Origin of the sequence: Pseudomonas sp. UBA3153 (assembly GCF_002364635.1) — a bacterium.
GTDB lineage: Bacteria > Pseudomonadota > Gammaproteobacteria > Pseudomonadales > Pseudomonadaceae > Pseudomonas_O > Pseudomonas_O kuykendallii.
In genome coordinates, this window is sequence record NZ_DEYR01000065.1 from 21,456 (window position 1) to 36,354 (window position 14,899).

The following is a 14,899-nucleotide window of genomic DNA, read 5'->3' on the forward strand; positions in this document are numbered from 1 at the left end:
TCCTCATCAGTCAGTCGCGGGTCGGCCCCGGCGCGATCACTTCGCGCGAGCCATTGGTGTTCATCGAGGTCACTACGCCGGCCATTTCCATCGATTCGATCATCCGCGCGGCGCGGTTGTAGCCGATCTTCAGCTTGCGCTGCACGGCGGAAATCGACGCGCGGCGGCTTTCCAGCACGAAGTTGACCGCCTCGTCGTAGAGCGGATCGTCCTCGCTGTCCTCGCCACCCTCGCCGCTGCCGCCGTCGAAGCCGCTGCCGGCCTCCTCGACGCCGGCCAGGATGTCCTGGTTGTAATCCGGCGCGCCACGCAGCTTCCAGGCCTCGACCACGCGGTGGACTTCCTCGTCGGACACGAAGGCGCCGTGCACACGAATCGGCAGGCTGGTGCCCGGCGGCATGTAGAGCATGTCGCCGTGGCCGAGCAATTGCTCCGCGCCGCCCTGGTCGATGATGGTCCGCGAGTCGATCTTGCTCGACACCTGGAACGCCATGCGGGTCGGGATATTGGCCTTGATCAGGCCGGTGATCACGTCCACCGAGGGGCGCTGGGTGGCGAGGATCAGGTGGATGCCTGCAGCCCGCGCCTTCTGTGCTATACGCGCGATCAGCTCTTCGACCTTCTTGCCGACGATCATCATCATGTCGGCGAACTCGTCGACCACCACCACGATGGTCGGCAGGTGCTCGAGCAGCGGCGCCTCGTCGTGCATGTTCTCGCGCTTGTAGAGCGGATCGGCAAGCGGCGTGCCCGCTTCCTCGGCCTCCTTCACCTTGCGGTTGAAGCCGGCCAGGTTGCGCACGCCCATCTTCGACATCAGCTTGTAGCGCCGCTCCATCTCGGCAACGCTCCAGCGCAGCGCGTTGGCTGCCTCCTTCATGTCGGTGACCACAGGACACAGCAGGTGCGGAATGCCCTCGTAGATCGACAGTTCGAGCATCTTCGGGTCGATCATGATCAGTCGTGCGTCCTTCGGACCGGACTTGAACAGGATCGACAGGATCATCGCGTTGACACCCACCGACTTACCGGAGCCGGTGGTACCCGCGACCAGCAGGTGCGGCATCTTCGCCAGGTCGGTGATGATCGGCTTGCCGCCGATGTCGTGGCCCAGGGCCAGGGTGACCGGCGACTTGGCGTCGTCGTACTCGCTGGATTCGAGCACTTCGGAGAAGCGCACGATCTGGCGATCCTCGTTGGGAATCTCGATGCCGACCGTGGTCTTGCCGGGAATGACCTCGACCACCCGCACGCTGATCACCGCCAGCGAGCGCGCAAGGTCCTTGGCCAGGTTGGAAATGCGGCTGACCTTGACGCCGATGCCGGGCTGAATCTCGAAGCGGGTGATCACCGGCCCCGGATGCACGGACTCGACGATCACCTCGACGCCGAATTCCTTGAGTTTGATTTCCAGCAGCCGCGACATCGCCTCAAGGGACTCCGGAGAGAAACTTTTCTGCTTCTTCTCGGCGCGGTCGAGGATCGAAATGGGCGGTAGCGAACCTTCGATGGCGCTGTCGACGAACAACGGCGCCTGCTTTTCCTTCAGTACCCGCTTGCTCGGCTCAGCGGCTTTCGCCGGCGCCGGAGGCGTGATCACCGGGGGCTGGCGCTTCTCGCGCTCGCTCATGTGCTTGGTCAGCGCTTCCTCGCGCTCGATCAGGCGCTCCTTGACCTTGGCCTGTTCGCGGCGATCGGGCACCAGTGGCGCTGCCACGGTATTCACCCGGTCGTCCACCTCGCGCAACTGGGCGACCAGTTGCTTGCGGTTGTTGCGGGCGCTCCACCAGCGGTTCATGCCGCTCTGGATCAGCTCCAGCAGATCCAGGGTGATCTTGCCGGTGATGTCCATCACGCGGAACCAGGACAGGTCGGCGAATACGGTGAGGCCGAAGAGGAACAGCGCCAGGAACAGCAGCGTGCTGCCCTGCACGTTCAGCGCGGCGACGGCCAGTTGGCCGAGGCTCTCGCCCAGCGCGCCGCCCGCCGATGCCGGCATGCTGTTGGTGGAATGGAAGTGGATATACGCCAGCGCAGCGCCGGAGAGAATCAGGAACACCAGGCCGATAAGACGCCAGGAAAACAGCCAGCCGTTCCACTGCCAGGGCTGGTGGCGGTTACGGAACACCTGCCAGGTCTTCACTGCCAACAACAAGGGGAACAGGTAGGCGAAATAGCCGAGGGCCATGAACAGGATGTCGGCGAACCAGGCGCCGGCACGGCCGGCCGCGTTCTGCACCTGCTCCACGCGGCTGGTGTGCGACCAGCCCGGATCGTTCTGGTCGTAGGTGAGCAACGCCATCCACAGGTACAGGCAAAGCGCACCCAGGGCGATCAGCGCGCCCTCCTTCAGGCGGTAGTTCAGTTGCTGTCGCCAGGGAGGGGTTTGGAGGGTAGAACTGGAATTCTTCAAAACACGTCTTTCCTGCGCTCGGGGCGCGCCAACTAACGATGACGGCGAAAATGCGGTCCATTGTACGGCTTTGCCAAGGCGCTGCCCATGTCGACCGCCCGGGCGCGGTGTCGGAAAACCGCTGCTCCCCGCTCGCCCATTCTTCGGTGTAGCATAATTGGCATTCCTTGCGTGCGGCCCAATTGGAGCATGCATTCTCTTTTGTGACAAAGGCTTATGGAGTCTTTTTATGGGTGAAGTCAAGCATTCGCGGCTGATCGTTCTGGGCTCCGGTCCCGCGGGCTACACCGCTGCGGTGTACGCCGCCCGGGCCAATCTGAAGCCGCTGGTGATCACCGGAATCCAGCCCGGTGGACAGCTCACCACCACCACCGAAGTCGACAACTGGCCCGGCGATGTCGAGGGGCTGACCGGCCCGGCGCTGATGGAGCGCATGCAGAAACACGCCGAGCGCTTCGATACCGAGATCGTCTACGACCATATCCATACCGCCGAGTTGCAGCAGCGTCCGTTCACCCTCAAGGGCGACAACGCCACCTACACCTGCGATGCCCTGATCATTTCCACCGGCGCCTCTGCCCAGTACCTCGGCTTGCCTTCCGAGGAAGCCTTCGCTGGTCGCGGCGTGTCCGCTTGTGCCACCTGCGACGGCTTCTTCTACCGCAACCAGGTCGTCTGCGTGGTGGGCGGTGGCAACACCGCCGTCGAGGAAGCCCTGTATCTGTCGAACATCGCCAAGGAGGTCCATCTGGTCCACCGTCGCGACAAGCTGCGCTCGGAGAAGATCCTGCAGGACAAGCTGTTCGACAAAGCCGCCAACGGCAACGTCCGCATCCATTGGAACCATGCGCTGGACGAGGTCCTGGGCGATGCCAGCGGCGTGACCGGCGTGCGCCTGAAAGACACCCTGAGCGGAACGACCAAGGAGCTGCCGCTGGCCGGTGTTTTCATCGCTATCGGCCACAAACCCAACACCGACCTGTTCCGGGGCCAGCTGGAAATGCGTGACGGCTATCTGATCGTGCGCGGCGGCGGTGAAGGCAACGCCACAGCCACCAGCATCGAGGGCGTATTCGCCGCCGGCGACGTGGCCGACCACGTCTATCGCCAGGCAATCACTTCGGCAGGCGCCGGCTGCATGGCCGCGCTGGACGCCGAAAAATTCCTCGACGATATCTGAGCCTTCGGGCGGGCCCGTGGCCTGCCTGTCGCCCTCCCCCGCCATGCTGACCTGGCTCTCCCGCGATTCGCTGGAATTCCCGCCGCTGAGCAAAGCCATGCGCGAGCCCAATGGCCTGCTCGCCGCGGGTGGCGATCTCAGCGCCGAACGCCTGATCCGGGCCTATCGACATGGCTGCTTCCCGTGGTTCCAGGATGGCCAGCCCATACTCTGGTGGTCGCCCGACCCGCGCACCGTTCTACCGCCCGAAGCACTTCACGTTTCCCGCAGTCTGGCGAAGGTTCTTCGCCAACAACGCTTCCGGGTGACTTTTGACAGTGCCTTCGTGGACGTCCTGCAGGGCTGCGCCGGACCTCGCGCCTACAGCGATGGCACCTGGATCACCGAGCCGATGCAGCAGGCCTACCTGCGCTTGCACGAGTTGGGCTTCGCCCATTCGGTGGAGGTGTGGCTGGACGATGAACTGGTGGGTGGGCTCTATGGACTGGCGATGGGGCAACTGTTCTTCGGCGAGTCGATGTTCAGTCGGGTCGACAATGCCTCCAAGGTGGGTTTCGTTACGCTGGTTGAGCGTTTGAGGCAGTGGGGTTTCGTCCTGATCGATTGCCAGATGCCCACCCAGCACCTGCAGAGTTTCGGCGCACGCTCGATTTCCCGCGCCGAGTTCGCCGGGTGGCTCGAACGCCACCTGGATCAACCGACGACCGCCGACTGGCTCGTCTAGGCGTTACCGGCAGCCTGGCTTACACTGGCGTCAGGTCCACCCGAGTGCCGACGATGACAGAGCTGGCTCGCCTGAAGTTCTACGCCACCCAGCCTCATCCATGCAGCTATCTGCCCGGCGAGCAGGCCACCACCCTGTTCCTCGATCCCAGCCAGCTCATGGATGCGCAGGTGTATGCCGGGCTGTCGGAGATGGGCTTTCGTCGCAGTGGCGATCACCTCTACAGGCCTCACTGCCAGCGTTGCTCGGCTTGCGTCCCTGCGCGTATTCCAGCCGACCAGTTTCAACCCAATCGCCAGCAGAAACGCATTCTCAAGCGCAATGCCGACCTGTGCGTCATGCCGGTACGGCCCAAGTTCAGCGAAGAGTATTACGCGCTCTACGCGCGCTACATCGAACAGCGCCACGCCGATGGCGATATGTATCCGCCGAGCCGCGATCAGTTCAGCACCTTTCTCGTCCGCGACCTGAATTTCGCGCGCTTCTACGAGTTCCGTCTTGACGACCGGCTGATGGCGATCGCCGTCACCGACCTGCTGCCGAACGGTCTTTCCGCGGTTTACACCTTCTACGACCCCGATGAAGAACGCCGCAGCCTCGGCCGCTACGCCATTCTCTGGCAGATCGGCGAGACCGCACGTCTTGGCCTCCACGCGGTCTACCTCGGCTACTGGATCAAGAATTGTCGGAAGATGAATTACAAGACCCAGTACCGGCCGATAGAGCTGTTCGTCAACCAGCGCTGGGTCGCTCTGACCTGAATCGCTTGGCGACAAGACACATTTTCGGGCACAATGCACGCCGCTTTTGCCAGGCGCCGTTTGCGTCCGGCCACCTATAGAACACCGAGGGCTTTACTGAATGTCGAAAGAAGACAGCTTCGAAATGGAAGGCACTGTCGTCGACACCCTACCCAACACCATGTTCCGAGTGGAGTTGGAAAACGGGCACGTCGTTACCGCGCACATCTCCGGAAAGATGCGCAAGAACTACATCCGCATTCTCACCGGCGACAAGGTTCGTGTTGAACTGACGCCCTACGACTTGAGCAAAGGCCGCATCACCTACCGTGCCCGCTGAAGTTTTCGCGTCATGAAAAACGCCCGGTCTAGCCGGGCGTTTTCGTTATTGCGCAGTCCGGAAGGAAGCGGTTAGGCCACTTCCGCCGTGGTTTCGAACTCGAAGGCCAATTCACCGGCCTCGACATCGATGTGCACGATTCCTCCATGCTCTGCCAGTTCGCCGAACAGGATCTCTTCGGCCAGAGGACGCTTGATCTTGTCCTGAATCAGGCGCGCCATCGGCCGAGCCCCCATCTGCGCATCGTAACCACGCTCTGCCAGCCAGCCGCGAGCGGCATCGCTGACTTCGAGTTGCACGCGCTTGTCCTCGAGCTGCGCCTGCAGTTCGGTGAGGAACTTGTCGACGATGCTCTTGATCACTTCGGTGCTCAGGCGGCCGAACTGGATGATGGTGTCCAGGCGGTTGCGGAACTCCGGAGTGAAGCTCTTCTTGATGACCTCCATGGCATCTGAAGAGTGATCCTGATGGGTGAAGCCGATTGAGGCGCGCGACGCGGTTTCCGCACCGGCGTTGGTGGTCATGATCAGGATCACGTTGCGGAAATCCGCCTTGCGCCCATTGTTGTCGGTCAGCGTGCCATGGTCCATCACCTGCAGCAGCAGGTTGAAGACTTCCGGGTGCGCCTTCTCGATCTCATCGAGCAGCAACACGCAATGCGGCTGCTTGGTGATCGCTTCCGTAAGCAGACCGCCCTGGTCGAAGCCGACGTAGCCCGGAGGCGCGCCGATCAGCCGGGAAACGGTGTGCCGTTCCATGTACTCCGACATGTCGAAGCGCACCAGCTCGATGCCCATGGCTTTCGCCAGTTGCCGCGCCGCTTCGGTCTTGCCGACACCGGTCGGTCCGGCGAAGAGGAACGAACCCACCGGCTTGTCAGGCGCCTTCAACCCTGCACGAGACAGCTTGATTGCCGTCGACAGCGAGTCGATGGCTGCATCCTGGCCGAACACGGTGAGCTTGAGGTCGCGCTCCAGGTTACGCAGCAGCTCCTTATCGTCGCTAGACACGTGTTTGGGGGGAATACGGGCGATCTTCGCCACGATGTCTTCCACCTGTGCCACGTCGATGCGCGCCACACGCCGCTCTTCGGGCTGGAGACGCTGATAGGCGCCCGCCTCGTCGATCACGTCGATGGCCTTGTCGGGCATGTGTCTGTCGTTGATGTAGCGAGACGCCAGCTCGGCGGCGGCGCGCAACGCCTCATCGCTGTACTCGATGTGGTGATGCTGTTCGAAACGAGCTTTCAGGCCGCGCAGGATGCCGACGGTGTCATCCACGGAAGGTTCGACCACATCGACCTTCTGGAAGCGCCGAGCGAGTGCGCGGTCTTTCTCGAAGATGCCGCGGAATTCCTGGAAGGTCGTCGAGCCGATGCAACGGATCTCGCCGGAAGACAGCAGCGGCTTGAGCAGGTTGGACGCATCCATCACGCCGCCCGAAGCCGCACCGGCACCGATGATGGTGTGGATCTCATCAATGAAGAGGATCGCATGAGGCCGCTTGCGCAACTCGTTGAGCAGCGCCTTGAAGCGTTTCTCGAAGTCGCCGCGGTACTTGGTGCCCGCGAGCAGCGCGCCCAGGTCGAGGGAGAAAACGATGCTATCGGCGAGAAGGTCGGGTACCTGACCATCAACGATACGCTTGGCCAGGCCTTCGGCGATCGCCGTTTTGCCGACACCGGCCTCGCCAACCAGCAGCGGGTTGTTCTTGCGCCGACGGGCCAGGATCTGAGCCACGCGCTCGACTTCGCTTTCGCGCCCGACCAGAGGGTCGATGCGGCCCTGACGAGCGAGCTCGTTCAGGTTGCTGGCATAAGCTTCCAGGGGATGATTGGTGGAGACGGCCTCACCGCCTTCCTCGTCGTTGATTTCCTGCTCGCTGTCGCTCTGATCACCCTGACCAGGCACCTTGGAAATGCCATGGGCGATGAAGTTGACGATGTCGATGCGGGCAACGCTCTGCTGCTTGAGCAGGAAAACCGCCTGGCTCTCCTGCTCGCTGAAGATGGCGACCAGCACATTCGCGCCGGTTACTTCGCGCTTGCCAGAACTTTGCACATGGAAAACGGCGCGCTGCAGAACCCGCTGAAACCCGAGCGTCGGCTGAGTTTCGCGTTCTTCGTCATGCTGCGGAATGAGTGGGGTGGTCGAGTCGATGAACTCCTGCAACTCATGCCGGAGCTTGTCGAGGCTGGCGCCGCAGGCACGCAATACGGTGGCTGCAGCTTCGTTATCCAACAGGGCCAGGAGCAGGTGTTCCACGGTCATGAATTCATGACGCTTGGAACGGGCTTCCTTGAAGGCCAGATTGAGGGTGACTTCGAGTTCGCGGTTCAACATAGCTTCACCTCATACCCAAGTGGCCGGCGTCTAACCGTCCTTCTCGATTTCACAGAGTAGCGGATGATGGCTTTCCCTCGCGTACTGATTGACCTGTTCAGCCTTCGTTTCTGCGATATCCCGGGTGAACACTCCGCATACTGCACGCCCTTCTGTATGGACGGCCAGCATGATTTTGGTCGACAGTTCTCGGTTCAGATTAAAAAACACCTCCAGCACTTCGACGACGAAATCCATCGGCGTGTAGTCATCGTTATACATGACCACTTTATACAGCGGAGGTGCCTGCAATTTTGGTTTGGCTTCCTGCACAGCGAGCCCGGACGCTTCGTCCTCCCACTTGTCCGGGCCATCCTGATTGAATGTTAGTCGAATCTGGCTGCTTGCAAACATACGGAAATAAAGGCTCGCACATGGTTGGAGCTGGGCTGCAGGGCAAATATGACAGGCTTCTCAACCGTCCGCCGCATAGCCTTGACTAACGGCGAAACGGTGTTACAAACAATGAATGCCCAGTTGGGTATTGGGAACCCACGCGAATTGCTTTTTTGCGTGGAGTCGTCGTGGATGATACTCCAGAGATGGAGTCCTTTGCAGAGGGATGTCAGCATGCTCAGCGGTAAGGTCAAGTGGTTCAACAACGCCAAAGGCTATGGATTCGTTCTGGCCGACGGCCGAGATGAGGACCTGTTCGCTCATTACTCGGCCATTCAGATGGACGGTTATAAAACCCTTAAGGCAGGACAGCCTGTGAGTTTCGACATCATTCAAGGGCCCAAGGGGCTACACGCGGTGAACATTAGCCCTGTGTTGAGCAATGCCGAAAACCTGACGCCGGCGGTAAATCTACAGAGCCAGGCCGCCGAGGCCTGACTGTTGGATAGCGTGCAAAAAAAGGCCGATCTCTGATCGGCCTTTTCTTTCGTCCATCACTTTACATATGGGCGATCAATGCGTCGCCGAACTCGGAACAGGACAGCAGCGTTGCGCCATCCATCAGGCGCTCGAAATCGTAGGTCACCGTCTTGGCCGAGATCGCTCCATTGGTACCCTTGATGATGAGATCCGCCGCCTCGACCCATCCCAGGTGGCGCAGCATCATTTCGGCAGACAGAATCACCGACCCCGGATTGACCTTGTCCTGGCCGGCGTACTTGGGCGCAGTCCCGTGGGTAGCCTCGAACATGGCTATGGTGTCCGACAGGTTGGCGCCCGGCGCGATGCCGATGCCACCCACTTCCGCCGCGAGCGCATCGGAGAGGTAGTCACCGTTCAGGTTCAGGGTAGCGATGACGTCATATTCCGCCGGGCGCAGCAGAATCTGCTGAAGCATGGCGTCGGCGATGGCGTCCTTGACGACTATGTTCTTGCCGGTCCGCGGGTTCTTGAACTGCATCCAGGGACCGCCATCGAGAAGCTCCGCGCCGAATTCGTTCTTGGCGATCTCGTAGCCCCAGTCTTTGAAGGCACCTTCGGTGAACTTCATGATGTTGCCTTTGTGGACGATGGTCAGCGACTCGCGGTCGTTGTCGACGACGTACTGCAACGCCTTGCGCACCAGGCGCTGGGTGCCCTCCTTCGATACCGGCTTGATGCCGATGCCGCAATCCTGGTCGAAGCGGATCTTGGTGACGCCCATCTCTTCCTTGAGGAACTTGATGACCTTGGTCGCCTCGGGCGATCCGGCTTTCCACTCGATACCGGCATAGATATCTTCGGAGTTCTCGCGAAAGATCGTCATGTCGACGTCGCCTGGCTTCTTCACCGGGCTCGGCACGCCCTCGAACCAGCGCACCGGGCGCAGGCAGACGTAGAGGTCGAGTTCCTGCCGCAGGGCGACGTTCAGCGAGCGAATGCCGCCGCCCACCGGGGTGGTCAACGGGCCCTTGATCGAGACGACGAAATCGCGAACGGCCTCGAGGGTCTCCTTCGGCAGCCAGGTGTCCTGATCGTAGACCTGGGTGGCTTTCTCGCCGGCATAGACTTCCATCCAGGAAATCTTGCGCTCGCCGCCGTAGGCCTTTTTGACGGCGGCGTCGACGACCTTGATCATCACCGGGCTGATATCGATACCGATGCCATCCCCCTCGATGAAGGGAATGATCGGATTGTTCGGCACATTCAGGGTGTTATCGGCGTTTACGGTGATTTTCACACCATCGGCAGGCACCTGAATCTTTTGATATCCCATGCTGTACTCCACGTTGTGGTTAACCTCAGGCAGGTGTTCAGCGTAGTCCACCTGCGTCGAGCCGAACTGTATTCCTTAGTCTAATCATCGGGCACCGGCAAGCTCCCGACGAACAACACGGTGGTATACTGCGCCGCGTGACTAAAGAGTCATCGAGAGCCGAGACATCTGCAACAGGATGTCCGCCCTCGCAACGGTCGAATCGCAAACCAGATCCGACCGCACAACGCTCTACTGGTGCCATCAACATCACCTGCGGCAAATTCTCGAATTTCGACTCTGACCTGAGCGAAAGCGTCTATCCGGCGCGCCTCGAGATCCTGTGCACGCCCAGCAAAGAGAGAGTTCTCGCCAATGTCCACCCGCTCGAAGATTACCTACACCTTCACCGACGAAGCCCCCGCCCTCGCAACCTATTCGCTTCTTCCCATCGTCAAGGCCTTCGCGGCCTCCGCCGATATAGACGTCGAAACCCGCGATATCTCTCTGGCTGGACGCATCATCGCAAGCTTCGCTGACCAGCTCGACAGCAGCCAACCGGTCGAAGACGAACTGGCCCAACTGGCGGTTCTGGCCACCTCGCCAGACGCCAACATCATCAAGCTGCCGAACATCAGCGCCTCCGTGCCGCAACTCAAAGGCGCGATCGCCGAGCTGCAGGCGCAGGGCTTCGCCGTTCCGGATTTCCCCGAAGACCCGCAGACCGACGCGGAAAAAGAAGTCCGCGCGCGTTACAGCAAAGTGCTCGGCAGCGCCGTGAACCCGGTGCTGCGCGAAGGCAACTCGGACCGTCGCGCCCCGGCCGCGGTCAAGGCCTACGCCCGCAAGCATCCGCACTCGATGGGCAAGTGGAGCATGGCTTCGCAGTCCCACGCCGACTACATGCGCGGCGGTGACTTCTTCTCCAGCGAGCAGTCCTTCACCATGCCCCAGGCCGGTGACGTGCGCATCGAATTCGTCGGCAAGGATGGCAAGGTCGAGCTCAAGAAGCAGTTGAGCCTGAAGGAAGGCGAAGTTTTCGACGGCATGTTCATGAGCTGCAACAAGCTGCGTGCCTTCTTCGAGAAGACTCTGCAGGATTGCAAGGAAACCGGCGTCATGTGGTCCCTGCACGTCAAGGCGACCATGATGAAGGTGTCCCACCCCATCGTCTTCGGCCATGCCGTCAGCGTGTATTACAAGGACGTCTTCGAGAAGCACGGCGCGCTCTTCGAAGAGCTGGGCGTGAACCCGAACAACGGTCTCTCCAGCGTCTACGACAAGATCAAGTCGCTGCCTGCCTCGCAGCAGGAAGAGATCCTCCACGACATCCACGAGGTGTACAGCCATCGCCCGGAAATGGCGATGGTCGACTCGGTCAAGGGCATCACCAACCTGCATATCCCGAGCGACGTCATCGTCGACGCCTCGATGCCGGCGATGATCCGCAACTCCGGCCAGATGTGGGGCCGCGACGGCAAGCAGAAGGACACCAAGGCGGTGATGCCGGAAAGCACCTACGCGCGCATCTATCAGGAGATGATCAACTTCTGCAAAACCAACGGCGCGTTCGATCCGACCACCATGGGCTCGGTACCGAACGTCGGCCTGATGGCGCAGAAGGCCGAGGAATACGGTTCCCACGACAAGACCTTCGAGATGAAGGCCGACGGCATCATGCGCGTCGTGCTGGCCGACGGCACCGTGAAGATCCAGCACGAAGTCGAAGCCGGCGACATCTGGCGCGCCTGCCAGACCAAGGATGCCCCGATCCGCGACTGGGTGAAGCTGGCCGTCACCCGCGCCCGCCAGTCCGGCACCCCGGCGGTCTTCTGGCTCGACCCGGAGCGCGCGCATGACCGTCAGCTCAAACTGAAGGTCGACGCCTACCTGCAGGAACACGACCTGAGTGGCCTCGACATTCGCGTGATGGACTACAACGAAGCCATCCGCTTCAGCATGGAGCGGATGATTCGTGGCAAGGACACCATCTCGGTGACCGGCAACGTCCTGCGCGACTACCTGACCGACCTGTTCCCGATCATGGAACTGGGCACTTCGGCGAAGATGCTCTCCATCGTTCCGCTGATGGCCGGCGGTGGCATGTACGAAACCGGCGCCGGTGGTTCGGCCCCCAAGCATGTCCAACAGCTGATCGAGGAAAACCACCTGCGCTGGGATTCGCTTGGCGAGTTCCTGGCCCTGGCCGTGTCCCTTGAGGAAACCGGGATCAAGACCGACAACCGGAAAGCCAAGTTGCTGGGCACCACCCTCGACGCCGCGACCGGCAAGCTGCTCGACAACAACAAGTCGCCTTCGCGCAAGACTGGCGAGCTGGACAACCGTGGTAGCCACTTCTATCTGGCGCTTTACTGGGCCGAAGCCCTGGCCAGCCAGACCGAAGACGCCGCTCTGCGCGAGCGTTTCAGCAAGCTCGCCAGCACTCTGGCCGAGCAGGAAGCGACCATCGTCGCCGAGCTGAATGCGGTCCAGGGATCGCCGGTGGACATCGGTGGCTACTACCGCTCCAACCCGGAGCTGACCAGCCAGGTCATGCGCCCGAGCAAAACCTTCAACGCCGCGATCGACGCCCTGATCCAGGGCTGACCGCGAAGGTTGTTGCGTTTCAACAGACCCCCGGCCACGTGCCGGGGGTTCTGTTTCCGGGCGATCATTGATCGCCCGTCCACCCTACAGAGGTCATCCTTATGGATTGGAATCCGCACATCACCGTCGCCACCGTCGTCGAAGACCAGGGGCGCTTCCTGCTGGTGGAAGAGTTCGCGGGCGAGAAAGCCGTCCTCAACCAGCCGGCGGGCCATCTCGAAGCCAACGAAAGCCTGCTTCAGGCCGCCGTGCGCGAAACACTCGAAGAAACCGGCTGGGAGGTCGAGCTGACCGCCGTTACCGGCATCTATCTGTATACCGCGCCGAGCAACGGCGTGACCTACCAACGCGTCTGCTTCGCCGCGCGGCCGCTGCGACACCTGCCCGATTCGCCGCTAGACCACGGCATCATCGGGCCGCGCTGGATGACCCGCGACGAACTCGCCGCCGTGCCCGAGCGCTGGCGCAGCGAGCTGGTAGTGCGCTGCATCGACGACTACCTCCGCGGCGAGCGCTTTCCGCTGGCGCTGATCCGCACGGCCGGCTGATCGCCCTGCGACAGTTCGCCTGTTAGAATTATTCCTTTTTGTGGCCGTCAACCCCGAACCTATGCACGATCCAGCCCATACACGCGTCATCGTCGGCATGTCCGGCGGCGTGGACTCCTCGGTTTCCGCCCTTCTCCTGCTCAAGCAGGGCTACCAGGTGGAAGGTCTGTTCATGAAGAACTGGGAGGAGGACGACGGCACCGAATACTGCACCGCGCGCGAAGACCTCGCCGACGCCCAGGCGGTGTGCGACCGGATCGGCATCAAGCTGCACACCGCGAACTTCGCCGCCGAATACTGGGACAACGTCTTCGAGCACTTCCTCGCCGAGTACAAGGCCGGGCGTACGCCGAACCCGGACATCCTCTGCAACCGCGAAATCAAGTTCAAAGCCTTCCTCGACTATGCGCTGATGCTCGGCGCCGACCTGATCGCCACCGGCCATTACGTGCGCCGCCGCGATGTCGATGGGCAGACCCAGTTGCTCAAGGGCCTCGATCCGAACAAGGACCAGAGCTACTTCCTCCACGCCGTCGGCGGCGAGCAGATCGCCCGCACGCTGTTCCCGGTCGGCGAGCTGGAAAAGGCCGAAGTGCGCGCGATCGCCGAAATGCACGGGCTGGCGACCGCGAAGAAGAAGGACTCCACCGGCATCTGCTTCATCGGCGAGCGGCGCTTCTCCGACTTCCTCAAGCAGTATCTGCCGGCGCAACCGGGCGAAATCCAGAACACCCGCGGCGAGGTCATCGGCCGGCACGCCGGGCTGATGTACCACACCATCGGCCAGCGTCAGGGGCTGGGTATCGGCGGCTTGAAGGACGCCGGCGACGAGCCGTGGTACGTGCTGGCCAAGGATCTGGAGCGCAATGTACTGATCGTCGGCCAGGGCAACGACCATCCGCTGCTGTTTTCCGGCGCCCTCCTCGCCAGCGAGATCTTCTGGGTCAACCCGGTCGAGTTCGGCACCACGCCACGGCCGCTGACCGCCAAGGTCCGCTATCGCCAGTCGGATCAGGCCTGCACGCTGGAGCGTACACCCGACGGCTACCGCGCCGTTTTCGAAGAGCCCCAGCGCGCCGTGACGCCGGGTCAGTCGGTGGTGTTCTACGACGGCGAAATCTGCCTCGGCGGCGGCGTCATCGAAATCGCCGAGCCCTGCACCGCCAAGGAATTCGCATGACGCCGATACAGGAACAGCTGGTCGCCCTGGGAGCGGTGTTCAGCGCCGCCGCGCTCGCCGACCGGATCGCCAGGACCGGCCAGGTCAACGAAGGCGCCCTTGGCTGCTTGCTCGGCAGCCTGCTGGTACGCGATCCGCAAAACACACTGGACGTCTACGGCGGCGACGATCTCAACCTGCGCGACGGTTATCGCGCGCTGGCCAGTGCCCTCGAGCGCGACCCCAACAGCCTGCAGCGCGAGCCGCTGCGCTACGCGCTTGCGCTGCTCGGCCTCGAACGCAAGCTGGCCAAGCGCGACGACATGCTGGAGACCATCGGCACCCGCCTCGACCAGATCCAGCTGCAGGTGCAGCACTTCGGGCTCGTTCACGACAACGTCATCGCCGCCTGTGGCGGGCTCTATCAGGACACCCTGAGCACCTTCCGCCAGCGCATCCAGGTGCATGGCGACATGCGCTTCCTGCAGCAAAGCAGCAACGCCTCGAAGATCCGAGCCCTGCTCCTCGCCGGTATTCGCTCCGCGCGCCTATGGCGCCAGCTGGGCGGACATCGCTGGCAACTGGTGTTCAGCCGCCGCAAGCTGCTGGCCGAGCTGTACCCGCTGCTGCGCAACTGACCGTCGGGGCACGCGGTCGGCAGGTCGGCCGATTCGTG

General features: G+C 62.0%; 13 protein-coding genes. 9 read left to right on the plus strand and 4 right to left on the minus strand.

What is annotated here, in order from left to right; genetic code table 11:
- Positions 1-10: 10 nt before the first annotated feature.
- Positions 11-2,413, minus strand: a complete 2,403-nt coding sequence (gene ftsK / locus B2X67_RS15610) for a DNA translocase FtsK (protein WP_273230628.1) — start codon at positions 2,411-2,413, stop codon at positions 11-13.
- 229 nt (positions 2,414-2,642) lie between these two features.
- Between ftsK and trxB the strand changes: the two genes are divergently transcribed.
- The 4 genes from trxB (at position 2,643) to infA (ending at position 5,397) form a co-directional block, all read left to right on the plus strand.
- Positions 2,643-3,593, plus strand: coding sequence for a thioredoxin-disulfide reductase (gene trxB / locus B2X67_RS15615; RefSeq protein ID WP_282341685.1), 951 nt, complete (start codon positions 2,643-2,645; stop codon positions 3,591-3,593).
- Between the two features lie 43 nt (positions 3,594-3,636).
- Complete coding sequence (aat, locus tag B2X67_RS15620; protein WP_273230752.1) at positions 3,637-4,317, plus strand: leucyl/phenylalanyl-tRNA--protein transferase; 681 nt, start codon at positions 3,637-3,639, stop codon at positions 4,315-4,317.
- Between the two features lie 53 nt (positions 4,318-4,370).
- Positions 4,371-5,078, plus strand: a complete 708-nt coding sequence (locus B2X67_RS15625; protein ID WP_273230624.1) for an arginyltransferase — start codon at positions 4,371-4,373, stop codon at positions 5,076-5,078.
- A 100-nt stretch (positions 5,079-5,178) separates the two neighbouring features.
- Complete coding sequence (infA, locus tag B2X67_RS15630; protein ID WP_002553999.1) at positions 5,179-5,397, plus strand: translation initiation factor IF-1; 219 nt, start codon at positions 5,179-5,181, stop codon at positions 5,395-5,397.
- Between the two features lie 71 nt (positions 5,398-5,468).
- Here infA and clpA read toward each other — a convergent pair whose 3' ends face one another.
- Both clpA and clpS read right to left on the minus strand, forming a co-directional pair.
- Entirely contained in the window at positions 5,469-7,739 is a 2,271-nt protein-coding gene (gene clpA, locus B2X67_RS15635) for an ATP-dependent Clp protease ATP-binding subunit ClpA (RefSeq protein ID WP_273230622.1), read from the minus strand.
- 30 nt (positions 7,740-7,769) lie between these two features.
- Positions 7,770-8,132, minus strand: a complete 363-nt coding sequence (gene clpS, locus B2X67_RS15640; RefSeq protein ID WP_090231082.1) for an ATP-dependent Clp protease adapter ClpS — start codon at positions 8,130-8,132, stop codon at positions 7,770-7,772.
- Between the two features lie 216 nt (positions 8,133-8,348).
- On the opposite strand from clpS, the gene cspD reads away from it, so the two are divergent.
- Positions 8,349-8,612, plus strand: a complete 264-nt coding sequence (gene cspD, locus B2X67_RS15645) for a cold shock domain-containing protein CspD (RefSeq protein WP_090231083.1) — start codon at positions 8,349-8,351, stop codon at positions 8,610-8,612.
- Between the two features lie 61 nt (positions 8,613-8,673).
- Here the strand turns inward: cspD and icd are convergent, their stop codons facing one another.
- Entirely contained in the window at positions 8,674-9,930 is a 1,257-nt protein-coding gene (gene icd, locus B2X67_RS15650; RefSeq protein ID WP_273230620.1) for an NADP-dependent isocitrate dehydrogenase, read from the minus strand.
- A 354-nt stretch (positions 9,931-10,284) separates the two neighbouring features.
- Between icd and B2X67_RS15655 the strand changes: the two genes are divergently transcribed.
- From B2X67_RS15655 to hflD, 4 genes are all read left to right on the plus strand, one after another.
- Positions 10,285-12,516, plus strand: a complete 2,232-nt coding sequence (locus tag B2X67_RS15655; RefSeq protein WP_286786047.1) for an NADP-dependent isocitrate dehydrogenase — start codon at positions 10,285-10,287, stop codon at positions 12,514-12,516.
- A 101-nt stretch (positions 12,517-12,617) separates the two neighbouring features.
- The gene (locus B2X67_RS15660) at positions 12,618-13,064 is read left to right on the plus strand and encodes an NUDIX hydrolase (RefSeq protein ID WP_286786048.1); all 447 of its coding nucleotides are present in this window, start codon (positions 12,618-12,620) and stop codon (positions 13,062-13,064) included.
- Between the two features lie 61 nt (positions 13,065-13,125).
- A complete protein-coding gene (gene mnmA / locus B2X67_RS15665) occupies positions 13,126-14,244 on the plus strand; it encodes a tRNA 2-thiouridine(34) synthase MnmA (protein ID WP_286786049.1) in 1,119 nt (372 codons plus the stop codon).
- Positions 14,241-14,861, plus strand: a complete 621-nt coding sequence (gene hflD / locus B2X67_RS15670) for a high frequency lysogenization protein HflD (RefSeq protein WP_090230938.1) — start codon at positions 14,241-14,243, stop codon at positions 14,859-14,861. Before mnmA ends, hflD begins: the two co-directional genes overlap by 4 nt.
- Positions 14,862-14,899: the final 38 nt, after the last annotated feature.